Consider the following 17,788-nt stretch of genomic DNA (forward strand, 5'->3'; position numbering starts at 1 on the left):
GCCGGTGATTCAAGCAGAATGCGAATTGCTGATTTACACTGCGTTCATCAACCTCATCTGTAACAAGGAAATAACCTATGGGCGTGCTTAATGAGTTCAAGGCCTTCGCGGTCAAAGGCAACGTGGTCGACATGGCTGTCGGCATCATCATCGGTGCGGCTTTCGGCAAGATTGTCACGTCGTTTGTCGGTGACCTGATCATGCCGCCCATCGGGATGCTGATCGGCGGAGTGGACTTCAGCGATCTGGCCATCACGCTAAAGGCCGCGGACGGCGCCACCCCAGCGGTAGTCCTGGCCTATGGAAAATTCATCCAGACCATCATCGACTTCATCATCGTCGCGTTTGCGATCTTCATGGGCGTCAAGGCCATCAACCGCTTGAAGCGCGAGGAATCTGTGGCCCCGAGCCTGCCGCCGGTTCCAACCAAGGAAGAAGAATTGCTGGGCGAAATCCGCGATTTACTCAAGGCGCAGAACAACCGGCCTTGACTGCACCATCACAAAAACGGCGCCTTTGAGGCGCCGTTTTTTTACCAGAAATTTTCCACCGCCACCTGGCCGGGTCGTCGGCTAAGGCTCAGGTGCATGTCACGCTGTTTCAGCAGCTTGCGTGTGTCGTCGATCATCTGCGGATTGCCGCACAGCATGACCCGCGAATGCTCGGCGGTCAGCGCTACGCCCGCAGCGCGCTCCAGTTTGCCGTTTTCAATCAGCGTGGTGATCCGCCCGTTCAACGTGCCCGGATGCTCCTCGCGCGTGACCGTGGCAATGAATTGCAGCTTGTGTCCGTTCTCGGCCAGGTAGTCACGTTGCGCCAGTCCGGCAATCAACTCCTGATACGCCAGTTCCCGGACTTCTCGCACGCTGTAGACCAGAATGATCCGTTCAAAGCGCTCCCAGACTTCGAAGTCCTGGAGTATCGACAGAAACGGTGCCACGCCCGTGCCAGTGGACAATAGCCAGAGATCGCGGCCGTCAACAAAACGGTCCGGCGTCAGGTAACCGAAGGCCTGGCGATCGACCAGCAACGTATCGCCGACGCCCAGGCGGCTCAGTTCACTGGTGAATTCCCCGCCCGGCACGACAATGGAGAAGAACTCGAGGAACTCGTCGAAGGGCGACGAGACCATGGAATACGCGCGCCAGACTGTGCTGCCATCCGCCTTGGTGACACCCAACCGGGCAAATTGCCCCGCTCGAAACCGAAACCCTGCATCGCGCGTCGCACGCAAGGTAAACAGGTTCGGGGTCAACGGTTGAACGTCGAGCAGGGTTTGGCGGGTACATTTTTCTTCACTGACGGACATGGAAGGCTCCCCTCGAATGATGCCCCAGTGTCCCGCAAAGACGACAGCGTAACCACCGACAGTTTGTAGTGATATTCGCTCCGCAAGTTATTGATTATTCGATGCGAGGAATACCAAAGTTTATAAAATGGCGCATGGCATTTAATAGAATGGTATTGCTTAAGAACCTTACCTGCACTTTTTATCAAAGTTAAATATCAAAATCGTCGAACTACAATCCATTGATCTGTCCTACACTTCGTCACGTGCCGGATCTCGGATCCATTAAACGCACCACAAGGACATGCCGCTGGAGTTACTGCGAATGGAAATCTGGAAAGAGTCTCAGCTTCAATTACTGTCTCACACACAAGACATTAATATTGCCTATCGTATATCCCTGAATTTCGTCAGGAATCTTGGCTATAAATTCTGCGCCTTTTCGACCATTTCAAGCAGCAATCGCAATGAATGCAGCCCGGTCAGCCTGAACAACTATCCGCACGACTGGAACACGCAATATGGACAGAGTAAAGCGCGGGAGATAGATCCGGTAATAGCCCATTGCAATCACTCAATGCTTCCCGTGGTCTGGAGCCAGGAACTGTTCTCCAAAACCCCTTGGCTGTGGCAACAACTGGAGCAGCAAGGCCTGGCGCATGGCTGGTCGCAATCGTTCCATGATGAGGAAAGCGGTCTGTACAGCATTCTCAGCCTGGCCAGAAGTCACTGCCCGATTTCTGCCTATGAGCTGTATGAAAACCTGGGGTTCTCGCTGTTCATCAGCCGGCATCTGCATGCGCTGGCGCTCGCGATGCAACCGAAAAAAATACCGCGCCCCCAGCCCCCACCCTTGTCGAGGCGGGAACTTGAAGTGCTGAAACTGTCGGCCGATGGCAAGACAGCGTATGAGATTTCCAGGATCCTCAATTTGAGTGAGCGCACCGTCAATTTTCATGTGCACAAGGCCATCGAGAAACTCGGCGTCAACAACAAGATGTCCGCCGTCATCGCCGCCGCCCGCTCCGGAGCCATCTGAAAGTCCTCGACGCGGGGAAAAGCTGCGGGTAATCCAGGTGAAAAAAACGTACCATTTGCGGTCCTTCTTGAGTGATGGCGTGGAAAAATTCACGACGCAGTACACTCGGACGGCTCCGCCCGCTTTGACGCCTTCGGGCTGCGGGACATACGTTGATTACCCAGAGCCCCGCCCCATGCCTTTGCTCGAAACACCCTTCGCCCACCTCGACCTGATCCGCCAGCCCGAACAGCAGAACGAACCGCTGCAAGCGTTCGATGCGGCCGATGAATACCTGCTCAACCATCTTGCCGAGCAGCAACCGACGGCCGACACGCGGGTATTGGTGCTCAACGACAGTTTCGGTGCATTGGCCGCCAGTCTGGCGGGCAAGGTGCGGGTGGTCAGCAGCGGCGATTCGTTCCTGGCCTTTCAGGGCCTGGAAAAGAATCTGGTGCGCAACGGCCTGGCGTTTGACGCGGTGCCGGGCATTCCCGCCAGCGATACCCCAACCGGGCCGTTCGACTGTGTGCTGATCCGAGTTCCGAAAACCCTGGCCCTGCTGGAAGAACAACTGATCCGCCTGCAAGGCCAGATGGCGCCCGGCGCGCAGGTGATTGCCGCGGCCATGATCAAGCATCTGCCACGGGCAGCAGGGGATCTGCTCGAGCGTTACATCGGCCCGGTGCAGGCTTCGCTTGCGGTGAAAAAGGCGCGGCTATTGATCGCCACGGCTCAGGAAAAAACCCCAGGGGTGTCGCCCTACCCCACGCGTTACACCCTCGACGAGCCCTCCATCGAACTGCTCAACCACGCCAACGTGTTTTGCCGCGAAGGACTGGACATCGGCACGCGAGCGTTTTTGCCGCACCTGCCCAAGCATCTCGGCTCGGCACGGGTCGCCGATCTCGGTTGCGGCAACGGCGTCCTGGCCATCGCCAGCGCTCTGCAAAACCCCGACGCCCACTACACACTGGTGGACGAATCGTTCATGGCAGTGCAATCGGCTGCCGAAAACTGGCGTGCTGCGCTGGGTGAACGGGACGTGATCGTGCGCGCTGGCGACGGCCTGGCCGGCCAGGAACCGCAGTCGCTGGACGTGGTGTTGTGCAACCCGCCGTTTCACCAGCAACAGGTAGTGGGCGACTTCCTGGCCTGGCGAATGTTCCAGCAGGCGCGCGAAGCGCTAGTCGTGGGCGGCGCGTTGTACATCGTCGGTAATCGTCACCTGGGTTATCACAGCAAGCTGGCGCGCTTGTTCCGCGGTGTCGAACAAGTGGCGGCCAATGCGAAATTCGTGATCCTCAAGGCGCGCAAGTAACGGGCAAAAAAACCCTCCGGTTGGAGGGTCATCGATCCGTGCCTTGAGGCTACGGGAGAGATGTCAGTGCGTGGTCAGGCCTGCCGCGTTCATGAACAAACGCATCAGGCTGGCGGCGATGAACAAGGCACCCACACTGCCGACCCAGATCAGGGCCAGCCAGCCGAGCCGTTGCCAGAGTGGCTTTTTTTCGGCTTGTACGATGTCGTGCAAGGAATGTTTGCCAGGCATGGCTCATTACTCCGATTAGGGTGGATGGCGTCTGTGAGGACGCCATCGCGAGCAGGCTCGCGCCCACAAAGGTTGGTGGTGTGCAGGGCTAGTGGTAGCCGTCCTCGTGGGTGACCTTGCCGCGGAACACGTAGTAGCTCCAGAAGGTGTAGCCCAGGATGAACGGGATGATGAACAGCGTGCCCACCAGCATGAAGCCCTGGCTTTGCGGCGGCGCAGCGGCATCCCAGATCGAGACCGACGGCGGGATGATGTTCGGCCACAGGCTGATCCCCAGGCCGCTATAGCCGAGGAAGATCAGCACCAGGGTCAGCAGGAACGGCGTGTAGTGCGCGTTGCGGGCCACGGCGCGGATCAAGCCGTACATCGTCACCAGCACCAGGATCGGCACCGGCATGAACCAGAACAGGTTTGGCATGGTGAACCAGCGCGCGGCGATTTCGGCGTGGGCCAGCGGGGTCCAGATGCTGACAACGCCGATCACCGCCAGCAACACGAAGGCCAAGGGCCGCGCCAAGTCATGCATCTGTTCCTGTAACTTGCCTTCGGTCTTCATGATCAGCCAGGTGCAACCGAGCAACGCATAGGCCACCACCAGCGCCGCCCCGCAGAACATCGTGAACGGTGTGAGCCAGTCCAGTGAGCCACCGGCGAACTGCCGGTTGACCACGGGCAGCCCATCAATGAACGCGCCGAGCGCCACGCCCTGGAAGAACGTCGCTGTGACCGAACCACCGATGAACGCCTTGTCCCACAGGTGGCGTTTGTTGTCCTTGGCCTTGAAACGGAACTCGAAGGCCACGCCGCGGAAAATCAACCCGATCAGCATCAGGATCAGCGGCAGGTACAACGCTGAGAGCACCACCGAGTAGGCCAGCGGAAACGCGCCAAACAACGCCGCACCGCCCAACACCAGCCAGGTTTCATTACCGTCCCACACGGGAGCGACGGTGTTCATCATCACATCGCGATCGGTCTTGCCCGGTATGAACGGGAAGAGAATGCCGATGCCCAGGTCGAAGCCATCCATGACCACGTACATCATGATGCCGAAGATGATGATCACGGCCCAGATCAGCGGAAGATCAATACCCATGATTCAAATCTCCTTGGTCAGGCTGTGGCCGGCATCGGCGTGATCGTCGTCGGCAGCCGACAGCGGACGGGCCGGTGTGCGTTTCTGGCCGGGGCCACCGTCGTTCGTTTCCTTGCCTTCGTCAATCTCCGGTCCCTTGCGCACCAGGCGCATCATGTAGCCCAGACCTGCGCCAAACAGCGCGAAATACACCACGACAAACAGGATCAGGGTGATGCTCATCTGCATGAAGCTGTGGTTGGAGGACGCGTCCGCCGTGCGCATCAAGCCGTAGACCACCCACGGCTGACGGCCGATTTCGGTGGTGAACCAGCCGGCGAGGATCGCGATCAGCCCGGACGGCCCCATCCACAACGCCAGGTAGAGGAACGGCCGCGAGGTGTAGAGGGTGTCGCGCTTGCGCAACCACAAGCTCCACAAACCGGTGAAGATCATCAGGAAGCCCAAGCCGACCATGACCCGGAACGACCAGAACACAATGGTTGAATTCGGCCGGTCTTCGGGCGGGAACTCCTTGAGCGCCGGCACCTGTTTGTCCAGCGAATGCGTGAGGATCAGGCTGCCGAGGTAGGGGATCTCGACGGCAAATTTGGTTTTTTCTTCCTTCATGTCCGGCCAGCCGAACAGGATCAGCGGCGTCGCTTCGTTGCCGACGTTCTCCCAGTGACCTTCGATCGCTGCTATTTTTGCGGGCTGGTGCTCGAGGGTGTTCAAGCCGTGGAAGTCACCGATGACCGCCTGGATCGGCGCGACGATCAAGGCCATCCACATGGCCATCGAGAGCATTTTGCGGATCGCCGGATTGTCCTTGCCGCGTAGCAGATGCCAGGCCGCGGAGGAGCCGACAAAGAAGGCCGTGGCGACGAACGCTGCCGTGGCCATGTGCATCAGGCGATAGGGGAACGACGGGTTGAAGATGATCGCCAGCCAGTCGGTGGGGATGACCTGGCCGTTGATGATTTCGAAGCCTTGCGGGGTTTGCATCCAGCTGTTGGAGGCAAGAATCCAGAAGGTCGAGATCAGCGTACCGATGGCCACCATCACGGTGGCGAAGAAGTGCAGGCCCCGCCCGACCTTGTTCCAGCCAAACAGCATGACGCCGAGAAACCCGGCTTCGAGGAAGAAGGCCGTGAGCACTTCATAGGTCAGCAGTGGTCCCGTCACGGCGCCGGCGAAGTCCGAGAAGCGGCTCCAGTTGGTGCCGAATTGATAGGCCATCACCAGGCCAGAAACCACGCCCATGCCGAAGTTGACGGCAAAGATTTTCGACCAGAAATGGTAGAGGTCACGGTAGGTGTCGTTGTGGGTTTTCAGCCACAGGCCTTCGAGCACAGCCAAGTAGCTCGCCAGGCCGATGGTGATGGCCGGAAACAGGATGTGGAACGAGATGGTGAACGCGAACTGGATTCGGGCGAGATCAAGTGCCTCTAAACCGAACATAAGTCTTCCTCTGTCAGGTAATACGGCTGCTGGCTGGAAGCCTGCACCCACGGCCCCCACGGATATGGAGTGTGGCGAATCCTGTTTGTTCTTTTTTTTGCACGCCTCACAACGCAGGGAGTCTGGCCTTGCGGCCGCCGGACCAATTCCTTTTGTGGGTTTTGATCTGGATCAATCAACGTTGAAAGAGTAGTCCCAATTTCGGGGATAACCCGCGTGGTCTTTTGCCGCGTGACAAGTTGCCTCACGGCCTTGGTCACGACCTGAAATACATTTCCTGTGGGAGCGGGCTTGCTCGCGAAGGCTGAGTGTCAGTCAACATTGATGTTGTTGATAATGCCCCCTTCGCGAGCAAGCCCGCTCCCACAGGAAAATCGATGTCTGGCTAACTAAATTTTTTGTCATGGCAACTTCCCGTTACAGGTTGGTGATAACCTCGCCGTTCCCCTACCCCCAGATTTGCCCGCAGATGCCCAGCCAAGCGCCCTTGCTGTTACGTCACCACCGTCCTTTCCTTGCGTTCTGGCTGGCCCGGGTGTTTACGGCCAGCGGCTTTCAGATGCTCACCGTGGCCATCGGCTGGAACCTTTACCAATTGACCGGCAACGTGCTCGACCTGGGTCTGGTCGGCCTGGTCGAGTTCGCCCCGCGTGTGCTGTTCATGCTGCACACCGGGCATGTCGCCGACCGCTATGATCGGCGCAAGGTCGCGGCGATCTGCCAGTCCTTGCAGGCATTGATCGCCCTGTCCCTGGCCATCGGCAGCGCTACCGACCATGTCACCCGGGAGATGATCTTCATCCTGGCCTTCCTGCTTGGCGCCGCACGCTCGTTTGAGATGCCGACTACCCAGGCCCTGCTGCCCAGCATCGTGCCCAGCGCACTGTTTCCCCGCGCAGTGGCCGCCGCGCAATCGGCCCAGCAATCGGCCACCATCGTCGCCCCGGCCCTTGGCGGCTTGCTCTACGCCTTCGGCAGCGTCTGGGTGTACGGCCCGACCGTGCTGCTGTACGTCATCGCCTGTTCGCTGATGCTCAACCTGCCGGCCCGGCAAACACCGCTGAACAAGGGCAAAGCCACGCTGGATTCGCTACTGGCGGGCATTCGCTTCATCCGTAGTCGTCCGGATATCCTCGGGGCGATCTCCCTTGACCTGTTCGCCGTCCTGCTCGGTGGCGCGACGGCGTTGCTGCCCGTGTTCGCCAAGGACATCCTGCTGACCGGCCCGTGGGGGCTGGGCCTGTTGCGCTCGGCCCCGGCCGTGGGCGCATTGCTGATGTCACTGTTCCTGGCGCGCTTTGCCGTGGAACGCAACGTCGGGCGCGTGATGTTCACGGCCGTAGGCATCTTTGGCGTGGCGACCATCGCCTTCGGCCTGTCCACTTCGTTCTGGTTCTCGCTGGCGGTGTTGGTGGTGTTGGGCGCGGCGGACATGATCAGCATGGTGATCCGCGCTTCATTCGTACAACTGGAAACCCCAGACGAAATGCGCGGCCGGGTCAGCGCTGTCAACGGTCTGTTCATCGGCGCTTCGAACCAGTTGGGCGAATTCGAATCAGGTCTGACCGCCCATTGGTTTGGCACCGTGCCGGCCGTGGTCATGGGCGGGATCGGCACGCTGGTGGTGACCGGGGCGTGGATCAAACTGTTCCCGACCCTCGCCAGCCGTGACCGGATGCACGTGGCCAAAGATGAAGAGAAGGACGGAGTGAAAGCCTGAGGCAGGCTACACCAACAACTCCCCCGCTACCGTGGAACGGGCGGCCTTACCGCAAAGCTGCTCCACCAGGGCCAGGGCAAATGCCAATGCGGCGCCAGAGCCTTGGGCCGTGATGCAATTGCCATCGACGACCACCGGTTGGTCGACAAAGGTGCAGCCCGACAATTGATGACTGGCCGATGGCAAGCAGGTCATGCGCCGTTGCCGCAAAACACCAAAGGCCTGTAGCGCTACGGCGGGTGCTTCGGCGATGCCAGCGAACAGGCGACCGGCGGCGGCTTGATCCTTGATCAGTTGTTGCAAGGGTTGATGTGTGGCCAGGTGCTGCGAGCCCACGGCGCCCCCGGCCAGGGCGATCAGGTCGAACGGTTGCGCGAGCAAGTCCACCAGCATCGCATCGGACGTCAGGCGCGTGCCGCGGGCGCAGGTAAGCATGCGCCGACCTTCGATACTGGCCACCACCACTTCTACCTGGGCGCGGCGCAGTACGTCGATCAGGGTCACGGTTTGCAGGTCATCAGTGCCCTCGGCAAGGGCAATCAAGGCTCTAAAGGTCATCAGGAGCGTTCCGCAGAATGATCCTTAAAGCGTAGTCAGCTTTCCTGCCCCTCGTTCGAGGGGTGTGTGGTTACTTGATGTAAAGCTGCGTCGACATCGTGTTGCCCGGCGCATTGATCGAGGTGTTGCTGAAGGTCAGCGTGCCTTGTTGCTTGCCCGCCAGGTCGAGGGCATACAAATAGCCGACGGTTTTCTCCCCCGGGGTGCAACTGGTCAAATTGCCGTTCTTGAAGGCGCAGACCGGGGTGCGGGTGCCATTTATTTCAAAACCGTCGAGAGCGACATGGGCCTCACGCCCGTAACCCACTTCCAGCACGTACACCGTGATGTTCGGGCCATTGTGATCGCAACGCGTCTGGGTTTGCCCTTCGTCGATATTCTCGACGCCACAGGACGGCGACGCGACCTTGAGCACTTTCAATTGCGTCAGCGGCGGTGCCGAGGCCGCCATGGCCACTTGAGGCCCGAGAAACAACACCATCCACACGCCAAATACGCTAAGCAGACGCCTTTTCATGCGTAACCCTTTCCCCAAAAAACCGAGCGCGCAGTATGGCGCACTTGTCTTTGTCGCAAAACATCGACGACGATCACCGCCATAAGCAGCCATATTCCCACGCGGCTGGTATGATGCGCGGCTTTTTCCGGCCCACGTTAATTTACAGGCGCGTTCTGCTGCCTGTGCTTTGCTGTTGAGGTCGATACATTCACGGCGCCCGGCGCGCCACGGGGAGCAGACATGCTGGAAAGGCTGTTTCAACTCAAGGCACATAACACCAACGTGCGGACCGAGATTCTGGCGGGCGTCACGACCTTTTTGGCCATGGCCTACATTTTGTTCGTCAACCCGAGCATCCTCGGCGAGACCGGCATGGACAAAGGCGCAGTGTTCGTCGCCACCTGCCTGGCCGCGGCCATCGGCTCCACGATCATGGGCCTGATCGCCAACTACCCGATTGCCCTCGCACCGGGCATGGGCCTCAATGCCTTCTTCACCTACACCGTAGTCCTGCACATGGGCCATACCTGGCAGGTGGCGCTGGGCGCGGTGTTCATCTCGGCGGTGTGCTTCTTCATGCTGTCGATTTTCCGCATCCGTGAATGGATCATCAACAGCATCCCGCTGCCGCTGCGTTCGGCGATTGCGGCCGGTATCGGCCTGTTCCTGGCGCTGATCGCCTTGCACAACGCCGGTATCGTGGTCAGCAACCCGGCGACCATGGTTGGCCTTGGTGACCTGAAGCAACCGGCGCCGATCCTCGCCACCCTCGGTTTTGCCCTGATCGTTGCCCTCGAAGCCCTCGCCGTGCGCGGTGCGGTGCTGATCGGCATCCTGGTGGTGACCATCGTTTCCATCGTCATGGGCTTCACCCCATTCGGCGGTGTGATGTCGATGCCGCCGTCCCTGGCCCCGACCTTCCTGCAACTGGACATCAAGGGCGCACTGGACATCGGTCTGGTCAGCGTGATTTTTGCGTTCCTGTTCGTCGACCTGTTCGACAACTCCGGCACCTTGATCGGCGTCGCCAAGCGCGCCGGCCTGATGCGCAAGGACGGTCACATGCCGAAAATGGGCCGCGCCCTGATTGCCGACAGCACCGCGGCCATGGCCGGTTCGCTGCTGGGCACCTCGACCACCACCAGCTACATCGAATCCGCCGCTGGCGTGAGCGCCGGTGGCCGTACCGGCCTGACCGCCGTCGTCGTGGCGATCCTGTTCCTGTTGGCGCTGTTCTTCTCGCCACTGGCTTCCAGCGTTCCGGCGTTCGCCACTGCACCGGCGCTGCTGTTCGTCGCCGTGTTGATGACTTCCGGCCTGGCCGAAGTAGATTGGGACGACATCACTGTCGCCGCGCCGGTGGTAATCACCGCGCTGGCCATGCCGTTCACCTATTCCATCGCCAATGGCATCGCCTTCGGTTTCATTTCCTGGACCGCCATCAAGCTGATGTCCGGTCGCGGCCGTGAGCTGAACCCGGCACTGGTGATCCTGTCGGTCCTGTTCGTGATCAAGTTGGGTTGGTTCAACGCATGACTTTTGATTCCCAGGCCTACGCCGTTCAGCTCGAAGAAAAGGTCACGCGACTGCGGGACCTGCTGGCCCCGTTCGATGCACCGGAGCCGGCCGTATTCGATTCGCCGCTGCAGAATTTTCGCCTGCGCGCCGAGTTCCGCCTGTGGCGCGAGGCCGGTGAGCGTCACTACGCGATGTTTTCCCAAGAAGACAAACGCACACCGATCCTGATCGACGAGTTCCCGATTGCCAGCCTGCGCATCAATGAATTGATGCCCAAGCTCAAGGCTGCTTGGCAAGCCAGTGCGCCCCTGAGCCACAAGCTGTTCCAGGTGGAGTTCCTGACCACCTTGGCCGGCGACGCGATGATCACCCTGTGCTACCACCGCCCGCTGGACGAGCACTGGCACGCAGCGGCGTCGAAACTGGCGGCCGACCTGAATGTCAGCATCATCGGCCGCTCCAAGGGCAAGCGCGAAGTCATCGGCCACGATTATGTGGTCGAGAAGCTGGACGTCGGCGGCCGAACCTTCAGCTATCGCCAGCCGGAAGGCGCATTCACCCAGCCTAACGGCATTGTGAACCAGAAGATGCTCAACTGGGCATACGATGCACTGGGCGACCGCACCGATGACTTGCTGGAGTTGTATTGCGGCAACGGCAACTTCACCCTGCCGCTCGCCACCCGCGTGCGCAAAGTGCTGGCCACCGAAATCAGCAAGACCTCGGTCAACGCTGCACTGAGCAACCTCAGCGAAAACGCCGTGGATAACGTCACGTTGGTGCGTTTGTCAGCCGAAGAGCTGACCGAAGCCCTGAACGAAGTGCGCCCGTTCCGCCGTCTGCACGGCATCGACCTCAAGCGCTACGAGTTCGGAAGCGTGTTCGTCGACCCGCCGCGCGCCGGCATGGACCCGGACACCTGCGAGCTGGCTCGGCGCTTCGACAACATCCTGTACATCTCCTGCAACCCGCAGACCCTGGCGGCCAACATCGCCCAACTGCACGACACCCACCGCATCACCTGCTGCGCGATGTTCGACCAGTTCCCATGGACCCATCACATGGAGTCCGGGGTGATGTTGACCCGGCGTTGATTTGCATCTGCAACACACAAAAAGCCGTCCTCGTGACGGCTTTTTGGGCATTTATTGATTTTCTGGGGGGCATCTACCGCGCTGAAGAGCGAAAGCGTCCGATCACCGCACACAAAGCGCCGGTGTGTTCCTCCTTCAATTGACCTTATTAACCACCTGGTACATTTTACCTCCACAGGTCGAAACCATCGGCCGATACCAACAATAAAAAGTGGAGAAACGCGATGTCCCCCATTGTTCTGGTGCTCAACGGCCCGAACCTGAACCTGCTCGGCACCCGTGAACCGGAGACTTACGGTCACGAAACCCTGGCAGACATCTCGGCCTTGTGCGGGCGCGCCGCTGAAGAGTTCGGCCTGGCGGTGGAGTTTCGCCAGACCAATCACGAAGGCGAGCTGCTCGACTGGATTCACGCCGCCCGTGGCCGTTGCGCCGGGATCGTGATTAATCCGGCGGCATGGACTCACACCTCGGTGGCAATCCGCGATGCGCTGGTCGCCAGCGAACTGCCGGTGATTGAGGTCCACCTGTCCAACGTCCACGCCCGCGAACCTTTTCGCCACCACTCGTTCGTTTCCGCCATCGCGACTGCTGTGATGGCCGGCTTCGGCAGTCACGGCTATCGCCTGGCACTGGAACATTTGCGCCACCGTTTGCAGGGGTGATCGCCGTGACTCACAACCACGTGATTTTGGCCGGGCTGATCGGCGCCGGCATCCAGGCCTCACGCACGCCAGCCCTGCACGAGCATGAAGGCGACGCCCAGGGCTTGCGCTACGTGTATCGGCTGATCGACCTCGATCAATTGCAACTCGACAGCACCGCCCTGCCCGACTTGCTGACGGCGGCCGAGCGCATGAACTACACCGGCTTGAACATCACCTTCCCGTGCAAGCAGGCGATCATCCCGCTGCTCGACGAATTGTCGCCGCAGGCCCGCAGCATCGGCGCGGTCAACACCGTCGTGCTCAAGGATGGCAAACGCATCGGTCACAACACCGATTGCCTGGGCTTTGCCGAAGGTTTCCGCCGCGGCCTCGAAGGCGTTGCCGTCGAACGAGTCGTGCAGATGGGGGCCGGCGGTGCAGGTGCCGCGGTCGCCCACGCGCTGTTGAGCGAAGGCGTTCAACTGCTGAGCATTTTTGACGTGGACATCCGCCGTGCCCAGGACCTGGCCGACAACCTCAATCAGCATTTCGGTGCGGGCCGTGCCATCGCCGGGTATGACCTGTGGAGCACGATGGCCCAGGCTGACGGCCTGGTGAACACCACGCCGATGGGCATGAAAAAGCTGCCGGGCATGCCGGTGCCGGTCGAGCTGTTGCGGGCAGAACTATGGGTCGCGGAGATTGTTTATTTCCCGCTTGAAACCGAACTGTTGCGCAATGCCCGCGCCCTCGGTTGCCGGACGCTGGACGGCGGCAATATGGCGGTGTTTCAGGCGGTGAAGGCGTTCGAGTTGTTCAGCGGCGTAATGCCGGATGCGCGGCGGATGCTGGCGCACTTTCAGAGTATGAAAGCCTGACGAACTGTAGGAGCCGGCTTGCTGGCGAACCAGACGACGCGGTGTGTCAGTTGAGCCGCCTTCGCTGGCAAGCCAGCTGCTACAAGATGTTCACAAGTCCTGTAGGAGCCGGCTTGCTGGCGAACCAGGCGACGCGGTGTCTCAAGCCTGCAAGTAACGCAATACCGACTCGCAGATCATCTCGCGATGACGCTGCTTGATACCTTCGTCCGGCAAGTCGATCTGGAAGATCTCGCCCACGGTATGGCGGTTCGAGACGCGATAGAAGCAGAACGAACTGATCAGCAGATGCACGTCCAGCGCCACGAGCCCGGCGCGGAACACACCCTCTTCAACACCTCGACGCAAGATCACATCAAGGGAATCGAGAACGGTATTGTTCATTGCCCTGATCGCCTCGGAGCGCTTCACGTACTCGGCATTGTGGATGTTTTCGATGCTGACGATACGCACGAAATCGACGTTGCGATCGTGGTGATCGAAGGTAAATTCCACCAGGCGCCGAATGGCCTCCACCGGCGCCAGCTCGGTCAGGTGCAGGCGGCTTTCGGTGTGGCGGATATCGCCGTAGAGCTTCTCCAGCACCTCGACATAGAGCTGCTCCTTACTGCCGAAGTAGTAATAGATCATGCGCTTGGAGGTGTGGATGCGCTCGGCGATGGCATCGACACGCGCCCCGGAAAGGCCTTGCTGGACGAACTCGACGATCGCCTCTTGCAGGATGTTTTCGCGGGTTTTTTCCGGGTTGTTCTTGCGACTCTTGCGCGGCTCGACAACAGGTTCGATGGGGGCTGCGGAGAGTTCTGAGGTCATTGTCATTGCGGGCTCACGGCCATCACTGCACAGGCTGGCGATTATGGGCCGAGCGACTCGGTGAAGGAAGTCGCTCGGCCCACGTTTAATCCCCGCGGTTACGAAATTCCTACAACTTCGTCTGACGCACCGCGCCGCTGCGGGATTTGGCCATGGCCGTCAGGCGCACCGCCACGTTGGCCGCACCGTAACCGCCATAGCCGTTCTTGCGCTGGATTATTTCGAAGAAGAACCGCCCTTCGAACGGCTCGGTGTACACATGGAACAGCTCGCCGCCCTGGGCATCGCGGTCGTACAACACATTGTAGTAGGCCAGTTCGCTGAGGAACTCATCGTCGAAATCGAAGCGCGCCGCCAGGTCATCGTAGTAGTTGAGCGGGATATCCAGCAGCGGCACGCCCGCCTCTTTGGCCCGGCTGACCTGGGCAAAGATGTCGTCGCAATCAAACGCAATGTGATGCACACCGCAGCCGCGATAACTCGACAGCGCGTGAGAGATCGCGGTATTGCGGTTTTCGGAAATGTTCAGCGGCAGGCGGATCGAACTGTCGCGACTGCGCAATGCACGGCTCTTCACCAGGCCATACGGATCGGGCAGCACCACTTCGTCATCGGCCTCGAAATCCAGCAGGCTTTTGTAAAACAGCACCCAGCTGTCGAGGCTGTCGGCCGGCAGCGCCATGGCCATGTGATCGATGCGCTTGAGACCACCGCCGGTCGCCACGTCCGGGAACAGGTTGAAGTCGGTGCCGTAGACGTCGGCGCGTTGATCCACCAGATAAATCAGGCTGCCATCCGGCGCCCGCACGGCCGCCAGTTCCAGTTCGTTGGGGCCAACCAGTCCGCGATACGGCTGGCCCTTGAAGGCGACGGCACGCGCCAATGCGCTCGGGCTGTCCTTGACCCGCAAGGCGGTGGCACACAATGACGGACCGTGGGCCTCGAAAAAACTGTGGCCGAACGAGTAAGGCTCGGCGTTGAGGATCAGGTTGATATCGCCCTGGCGCATCAGGCTCACGCTCTTGGAACGATGCTGCCCGGCCTTGACGAAACCCAATTGCTCCAGCCAGTGGCAGAGCTTGGCGCCAAGGCTTTCGTCGACGGCGAATTCGAGAAACTCGATGCCGTTGTACTCACTGGCCTTGGGCGTTTCGAACAGAATCTCTGGGTGCGGCGCCGGCTTGGCTTCCCGGGCCAGACGCTCGCGGGTTTTCTCTTCGAGGTACAGCAACGAGCGCAAACCGTCGGCTGCATTGGCCCGTGGCGGCGCGGCGCGGAAGCCGTCGTTGAAGATTTCCAGCGACAAAGGACCGGTGTAGCCGCTCTGGAGGATCGGCGCGAGGAATCCCGGCAAATCGAACTCGCCCTGCCCCGGGAAACAACGGAAATGCCGGCTCCACTCCAGCACGTCCATGGCCAGGATCGGAGCGTCGGCCATTTGCACGAAGAAGATCTTGTCGCCGGGAATCTCGGCAATAGCGCTCGGATCGCCCTTGAGCGACAGGGTGTGAAAGCTGTCCAGTAACACGCCAAGGCTTGGGTGATCGGCCTGACGCACGATGTTCCACACCTGTTGCCAGGTGTTCACATGCCGGCCCCAGGCCAGTGCTTCGTAACCGATGCGCAGGCCACGTGCCCCGGCGCGTTCGGCCAGCAGACGCAGGTCATCGACTAAAATCTGTTCATCGCCCACAGATTCGGCCGAGGCATTGCTGCACACCAGCACCAGGTCCGTGCCCAGTTCCTGCATCAGGTCGAACTTGCGCTCGGCGCGCTCCAGGTTGCGCGGCAATCGATCGCGGCGGCAGCCCTCGAAATCGCGGAACGGTTGAAACAGGGTGATGGCGATCCCGAGATCAGCACACCGCTGTTTAATTTCCCGCGGGCTACCGTCGTAGTAGAGAAGGTCGTTCTCGAAAATCTCCACACCGTCGAAACCGGCGGCGGCAATGGCGTCGAGTTTTTCCGGCAGGGTACCGCTCAAGGACACGGTGGCAATGGAACGCTGCATGTTTCGACTCCCGGTGGAGGCTTCGGCTACAGGGAATTGCGCCGCTTTTAAAAGAGTGAGCCGATTATTGAGCCGGTGGGTCCGTTGGGCAATTCAAAGTGTACTACCCGGTTAGTTTTGTGTTCGATTATCGAACACAATGGCCTTCAGCGAATTGACGATTTTTTGTCCACTGCCCAACATCGACTGCACATTGAGTCCGGATACACACCACCGGCCGCGATGTTAAAAACACCAATAACAAATTCAAAAACGGGTGGTACAGATGATTCCTTCCCAAAGCTCACGCATGGCTGCGGCCATGAGCGTCACTGCCGGCGGCATCGGCGATAAAATCCGCGGCGCCATGGCAGTCGGCAAAACCCGTTGGGGCATGCTGGCGCTGGTGTTTTTCGCCACCACCCTGAACTACATCGACCGCGCCGCCCTCGGCGTCATGCAGCCAATCCTGGCCAAGGAAATGAGCTGGACGGCGATGGACTACGCCAACATCAACTTCTGGTTCCAGGTCGGCTACGCCATCGGCTTCGTGCTGCAGGGCCGGTTGATCGACCGGGTTGGCGTCAAGCGCGTGTTCTTCTGCGCCGTGCTGCTCTGGAGCCTGGCGACCGGGGCCCATGGCCTGGCCACCTCGGCGGCGGGTTTCATGGTCTGTCGTTTCATCCTCGGCTTGACCGAAGCGGCCAACTACCCGGCGTGCGTGAAGACCACACGGCTGTGGTTTCCGGCCGGCGAGCGTGCCGTGGCTACCGGGATTTTCAACGCCGGGACCAACGTCGGTGCGATGTTCACCCCGATGCTGTTGCCGCTGATCCTCCACACCTGGGGCTGGCAAGCGGCATTCCTGTGCATGTCGGCCCTGGGCGGGATCTGGCTGGTGTGCTGGGCCCTGAAGTACTTCAACCCGGAAGACCATCCGCGCGTCAAACAGTCGGAGCTGGATTACATCCAGAACGAAGTCGAGCCGGAACAAACCCGCGTGCCGTTCTCGAAAATCCTGCGCATGCGCGGCACCTGGGCCTTCGCTCTCGCTTACTCGATGACTGCGCCAGTGTTCTGGTTCTACCTGTACTGGTTGCCGCCGTTCCTGAATCAGCAATACAACCTGGGCATCAATGTGACCCAGATGGGCATTCCGCTGATCATCATCTACCTCACTGCCGACTTCGGTAGCGTTGGCGGCGGCATCCTCTCCTCGTTCCTGATCGGTCGTGGAATCAACCCGATCAAGGCGCGGTTGATGTCGATGCTGCTGTTCGCCTGCTGCATCATCGGCGTGATCATGGCCGCCGGCTCCAGCAACCTGTGGGTCGCGGTGTTTGCCATCTCCCTGGCCATCGGCGCGCACCAGGCCTGGACCGCCAACATCTGGAGCCTGGTGATGGACTACACGCCCAAGCACATGATGAGCACGGTATTCGGCTTCGGCGGCATGTGCGCGGCGATTGGCGGGATGTTCATGACCCAGTTGGTCGGCCATATCCTGACCGTCACTAACAACAATTACACGGTGCTGTTCACCCTGATCCCGGCGATGTATTTCATTGCCCTGACCTGGATGTACTTCATGGCACCGCGCAAGATCCCTACCGTCACCGAGTAAATTTCTTCCCGCCCTGTAGGAGCGAGCTTGCTCGCGAAGGCAGTACGTCAGTC

The 17,788-nt window shown here is 60.1% G+C and carries 17 protein-coding genes; 9 read left to right on the forward strand and 8 right to left on the reverse strand.

The window, feature by feature from the left end; genetic code table 11:
* Positions 1-77: 77 nt before the first annotated feature.
* Positions 78-491 carry a large-conductance mechanosensitive channel protein MscL gene (mscL, locus tag J1D76_RS07475; RefSeq protein WP_421137725.1) on the forward strand — a complete coding sequence of 138 codons (414 nt, stop codon included), beginning with the start codon at positions 78-80 and terminating at the stop codon, positions 489-491.
* 41 nt (positions 492-532) lie between these two features.
* On the opposite strand, the gene J1D76_RS07480 is transcribed toward mscL, so the two are convergent.
* The gene (locus tag J1D76_RS07480; RefSeq protein ID WP_421137726.1) at positions 533-1,309 is read right to left on the reverse strand and encodes a ferredoxin--NADP reductase; all 777 of its coding nucleotides are present in this window, start codon (positions 1,307-1,309) and stop codon (positions 533-535) included.
* Between the two features lie 304 nt (positions 1,310-1,613).
* On the opposite strand from J1D76_RS07480, the gene J1D76_RS07485 reads away from it, so the two are divergent.
* Both J1D76_RS07485 and J1D76_RS07490 read left to right on the forward strand, forming a co-directional pair.
* Positions 1,614-2,327, forward strand: a complete 714-nt coding sequence (locus J1D76_RS07485; protein WP_421137727.1) for an autoinducer binding domain-containing protein — start codon at positions 1,614-1,616, stop codon at positions 2,325-2,327.
* Positions 2,328-2,502: 175 nt separating this feature from the next.
* Positions 2,503-3,627 carry a methyltransferase gene (locus J1D76_RS07490; RefSeq protein ID WP_421137728.1) on the forward strand — a complete coding sequence of 375 codons (1,125 nt, stop codon included), beginning with the start codon at positions 2,503-2,505 and terminating at the stop codon, positions 3,625-3,627.
* A 63-nt stretch (positions 3,628-3,690) separates the two neighbouring features.
* Here the strand turns inward: J1D76_RS07490 and J1D76_RS07495 are convergent, their stop codons facing one another.
* The 3 genes from J1D76_RS07495 to J1D76_RS07505 all read right to left on the reverse strand — a co-directional run bounded on the left by J1D76_RS07495 (position 3,691) and on the right by J1D76_RS07505 (position 6,394).
* A complete protein-coding gene (locus tag J1D76_RS07495; RefSeq protein WP_421137729.1) occupies positions 3,691-3,858 on the reverse strand; it encodes a DUF2474 domain-containing protein in 168 nt (55 codons plus the stop codon).
* Positions 3,859-3,946: 88 nt separating this feature from the next.
* Positions 3,947-4,954 (reverse strand): cytochrome d ubiquinol oxidase subunit II, encoded by a 1,008-nt coding sequence (gene cydB, locus J1D76_RS07500; protein WP_421137730.1) that lies wholly within the window; start codon positions 4,952-4,954, stop codon positions 3,947-3,949.
* Between the two features lie 3 nt (positions 4,955-4,957).
* Positions 4,958-6,394, reverse strand: a complete 1,437-nt coding sequence (locus J1D76_RS07505; RefSeq protein WP_421137731.1) for a cytochrome ubiquinol oxidase subunit I — start codon at positions 6,392-6,394, stop codon at positions 4,958-4,960.
* Positions 6,395-6,863: 469 nt separating this feature from the next.
* Between J1D76_RS07505 and J1D76_RS07510 the strand changes: the two genes are divergently transcribed.
* Entirely contained in the window at positions 6,864-8,114 is a 1,251-nt protein-coding gene (locus tag J1D76_RS07510; RefSeq protein WP_421137732.1) for an MFS transporter, read from the forward strand.
* 6 nt (positions 8,115-8,120) lie between these two features.
* Here the strand turns inward: J1D76_RS07510 and J1D76_RS07515 are convergent, their stop codons facing one another.
* Complete coding sequence (locus J1D76_RS07515; protein WP_421137733.1) at positions 8,121-8,672, reverse strand: DJ-1 family glyoxalase III; 552 nt, start codon at positions 8,670-8,672, stop codon at positions 8,121-8,123.
* A 70-nt stretch (positions 8,673-8,742) separates the two neighbouring features.
* On the reverse strand, positions 8,743-9,189 hold the full coding sequence (locus J1D76_RS07520) for a DUF4879 domain-containing protein (protein WP_421137734.1): 447 nt from the start codon (positions 9,187-9,189) through the stop codon (positions 8,743-8,745).
* Between the two features lie 222 nt (positions 9,190-9,411).
* Between J1D76_RS07520 and J1D76_RS07525 the strand changes: the two genes are divergently transcribed.
* The 4 genes from J1D76_RS07525 (at position 9,412) to J1D76_RS07540 (ending at position 13,308) form a co-directional block, all read left to right on the forward strand.
* The gene (locus J1D76_RS07525; protein WP_421137735.1) at positions 9,412-10,707 is read left to right on the forward strand and encodes an NCS2 family permease; all 1,296 of its coding nucleotides are present in this window, start codon (positions 9,412-9,414) and stop codon (positions 10,705-10,707) included.
* Positions 10,704-11,783, forward strand: coding sequence for a tRNA (uridine(54)-C5)-methyltransferase TrmA (trmA, locus tag J1D76_RS07530; protein ID WP_421137736.1), 1,080 nt, complete (start codon positions 10,704-10,706; stop codon positions 11,781-11,783). Before J1D76_RS07525 ends, trmA begins: the two co-directional genes overlap by 4 nt.
* Positions 11,784-12,007: 224 nt before the next feature.
* Positions 12,008-12,448, forward strand: a complete 441-nt coding sequence (gene aroQ / locus J1D76_RS07535; RefSeq protein ID WP_421137737.1) for a type II 3-dehydroquinate dehydratase — start codon at positions 12,008-12,010, stop codon at positions 12,446-12,448.
* Positions 12,449-12,453: 5 nt separating this feature from the next.
* Positions 12,454-13,308, forward strand: a complete 855-nt coding sequence (locus tag J1D76_RS07540; RefSeq protein ID WP_421137738.1) for a shikimate dehydrogenase — start codon at positions 12,454-12,456, stop codon at positions 13,306-13,308.
* Between the two features lie 141 nt (positions 13,309-13,449).
* On the opposite strand, the gene J1D76_RS07545 is transcribed toward J1D76_RS07540, so the two are convergent.
* On the reverse strand, positions 13,450-14,127 hold the full coding sequence (locus tag J1D76_RS07545; RefSeq protein ID WP_421137739.1) for a TetR family transcriptional regulator: 678 nt from the start codon (positions 14,125-14,127) through the stop codon (positions 13,450-13,452).
* Between the two features lie 103 nt (positions 14,128-14,230).
* Positions 14,231-16,132, reverse strand: coding sequence for a 3-dehydroshikimate dehydratase QuiC (gene quiC / locus J1D76_RS07550; RefSeq protein ID WP_421137740.1), 1,902 nt, complete (start codon positions 16,130-16,132; stop codon positions 14,231-14,233).
* 265 nt (positions 16,133-16,397) lie between these two features.
* Between quiC and J1D76_RS07555 the strand changes: the two genes are divergently transcribed.
* The gene (locus J1D76_RS07555) at positions 16,398-17,735 is read left to right on the forward strand and encodes an MFS transporter (protein WP_421137741.1); all 1,338 of its coding nucleotides are present in this window, start codon (positions 16,398-16,400) and stop codon (positions 17,733-17,735) included.
* Positions 17,736-17,788: the final 53 nt, after the last annotated feature.

The sequence above is a fragment of the Pseudomonas sp. NFX15 genome (genome assembly GCF_049132105.1).
In the GTDB taxonomy this organism is placed as follows: domain Bacteria; phylum Pseudomonadota; class Gammaproteobacteria; order Pseudomonadales; family Pseudomonadaceae; genus Aquipseudomonas.

Excerpts from the sequence above, each read along its gene's own strand:
- mscL (WP_421137725.1), top strand. The coding sequence starts at position 78 with ATGGGCGTGCTTAATGAGTTCAAGGCCTTCGCGGTCAAAGGCAACGTG.
- J1D76_RS07480 (WP_421137726.1), bottom strand. The coding sequence starts at position 1,309 with ATGTCCGTCAGTGAAGAAAAATGTACCCGCCAAACCCTGCTCGACGTT.
- J1D76_RS07485 (WP_421137727.1), top strand. The coding sequence starts at position 1,614 with ATGGAAATCTGGAAAGAGTCTCAGCTTCAATTACTGTCTCACACACAA.
- J1D76_RS07490 (WP_421137728.1), top strand. The coding sequence starts at position 2,503 with ATGCCTTTGCTCGAAACACCCTTCGCCCACCTCGACCTGATCCGCCAG.
- J1D76_RS07495 (WP_421137729.1), bottom strand. The coding sequence starts at position 3,858 with ATGCCTGGCAAACATTCCTTGCACGACATCGTACAAGCCGAAAAAAAG.
- cydB (WP_421137730.1), bottom strand. The coding sequence starts at position 4,954 with ATGGGTATTGATCTTCCGCTGATCTGGGCCGTGATCATCATCTTCGGC.
- J1D76_RS07505 (WP_421137731.1), bottom strand. The coding sequence starts at position 6,394 with ATGTTCGGTTTAGAGGCACTTGATCTCGCCCGAATCCAGTTCGCGTTC.
- J1D76_RS07510 (WP_421137732.1), top strand. The coding sequence starts at position 6,864 with ATGCCCAGCCAAGCGCCCTTGCTGTTACGTCACCACCGTCCTTTCCTT.
- J1D76_RS07515 (WP_421137733.1), bottom strand. The coding sequence starts at position 8,672 with ATGACCTTTAGAGCCTTGATTGCCCTTGCCGAGGGCACTGATGACCTG.
- J1D76_RS07520 (WP_421137734.1), bottom strand. The coding sequence starts at position 9,189 with ATGAAAAGGCGTCTGCTTAGCGTATTTGGCGTGTGGATGGTGTTGTTT.
- J1D76_RS07525 (WP_421137735.1), top strand. The coding sequence starts at position 9,412 with ATGCTGGAAAGGCTGTTTCAACTCAAGGCACATAACACCAACGTGCGG.
- trmA (WP_421137736.1), top strand. The coding sequence starts at position 10,704 with ATGACTTTTGATTCCCAGGCCTACGCCGTTCAGCTCGAAGAAAAGGTC.
- aroQ (WP_421137737.1), top strand. The coding sequence starts at position 12,008 with ATGTCCCCCATTGTTCTGGTGCTCAACGGCCCGAACCTGAACCTGCTC.
- J1D76_RS07545 (WP_421137739.1), bottom strand. The coding sequence starts at position 14,127 with ATGACAATGACCTCAGAACTCTCCGCAGCCCCCATCGAACCTGTTGTC.
- quiC (WP_421137740.1), bottom strand. The coding sequence starts at position 16,132 with ATGCAGCGTTCCATTGCCACCGTGTCCTTGAGCGGTACCCTGCCGGAA.
- J1D76_RS07555 (WP_421137741.1), top strand. The coding sequence starts at position 16,398 with ATGATTCCTTCCCAAAGCTCACGCATGGCTGCGGCCATGAGCGTCACT.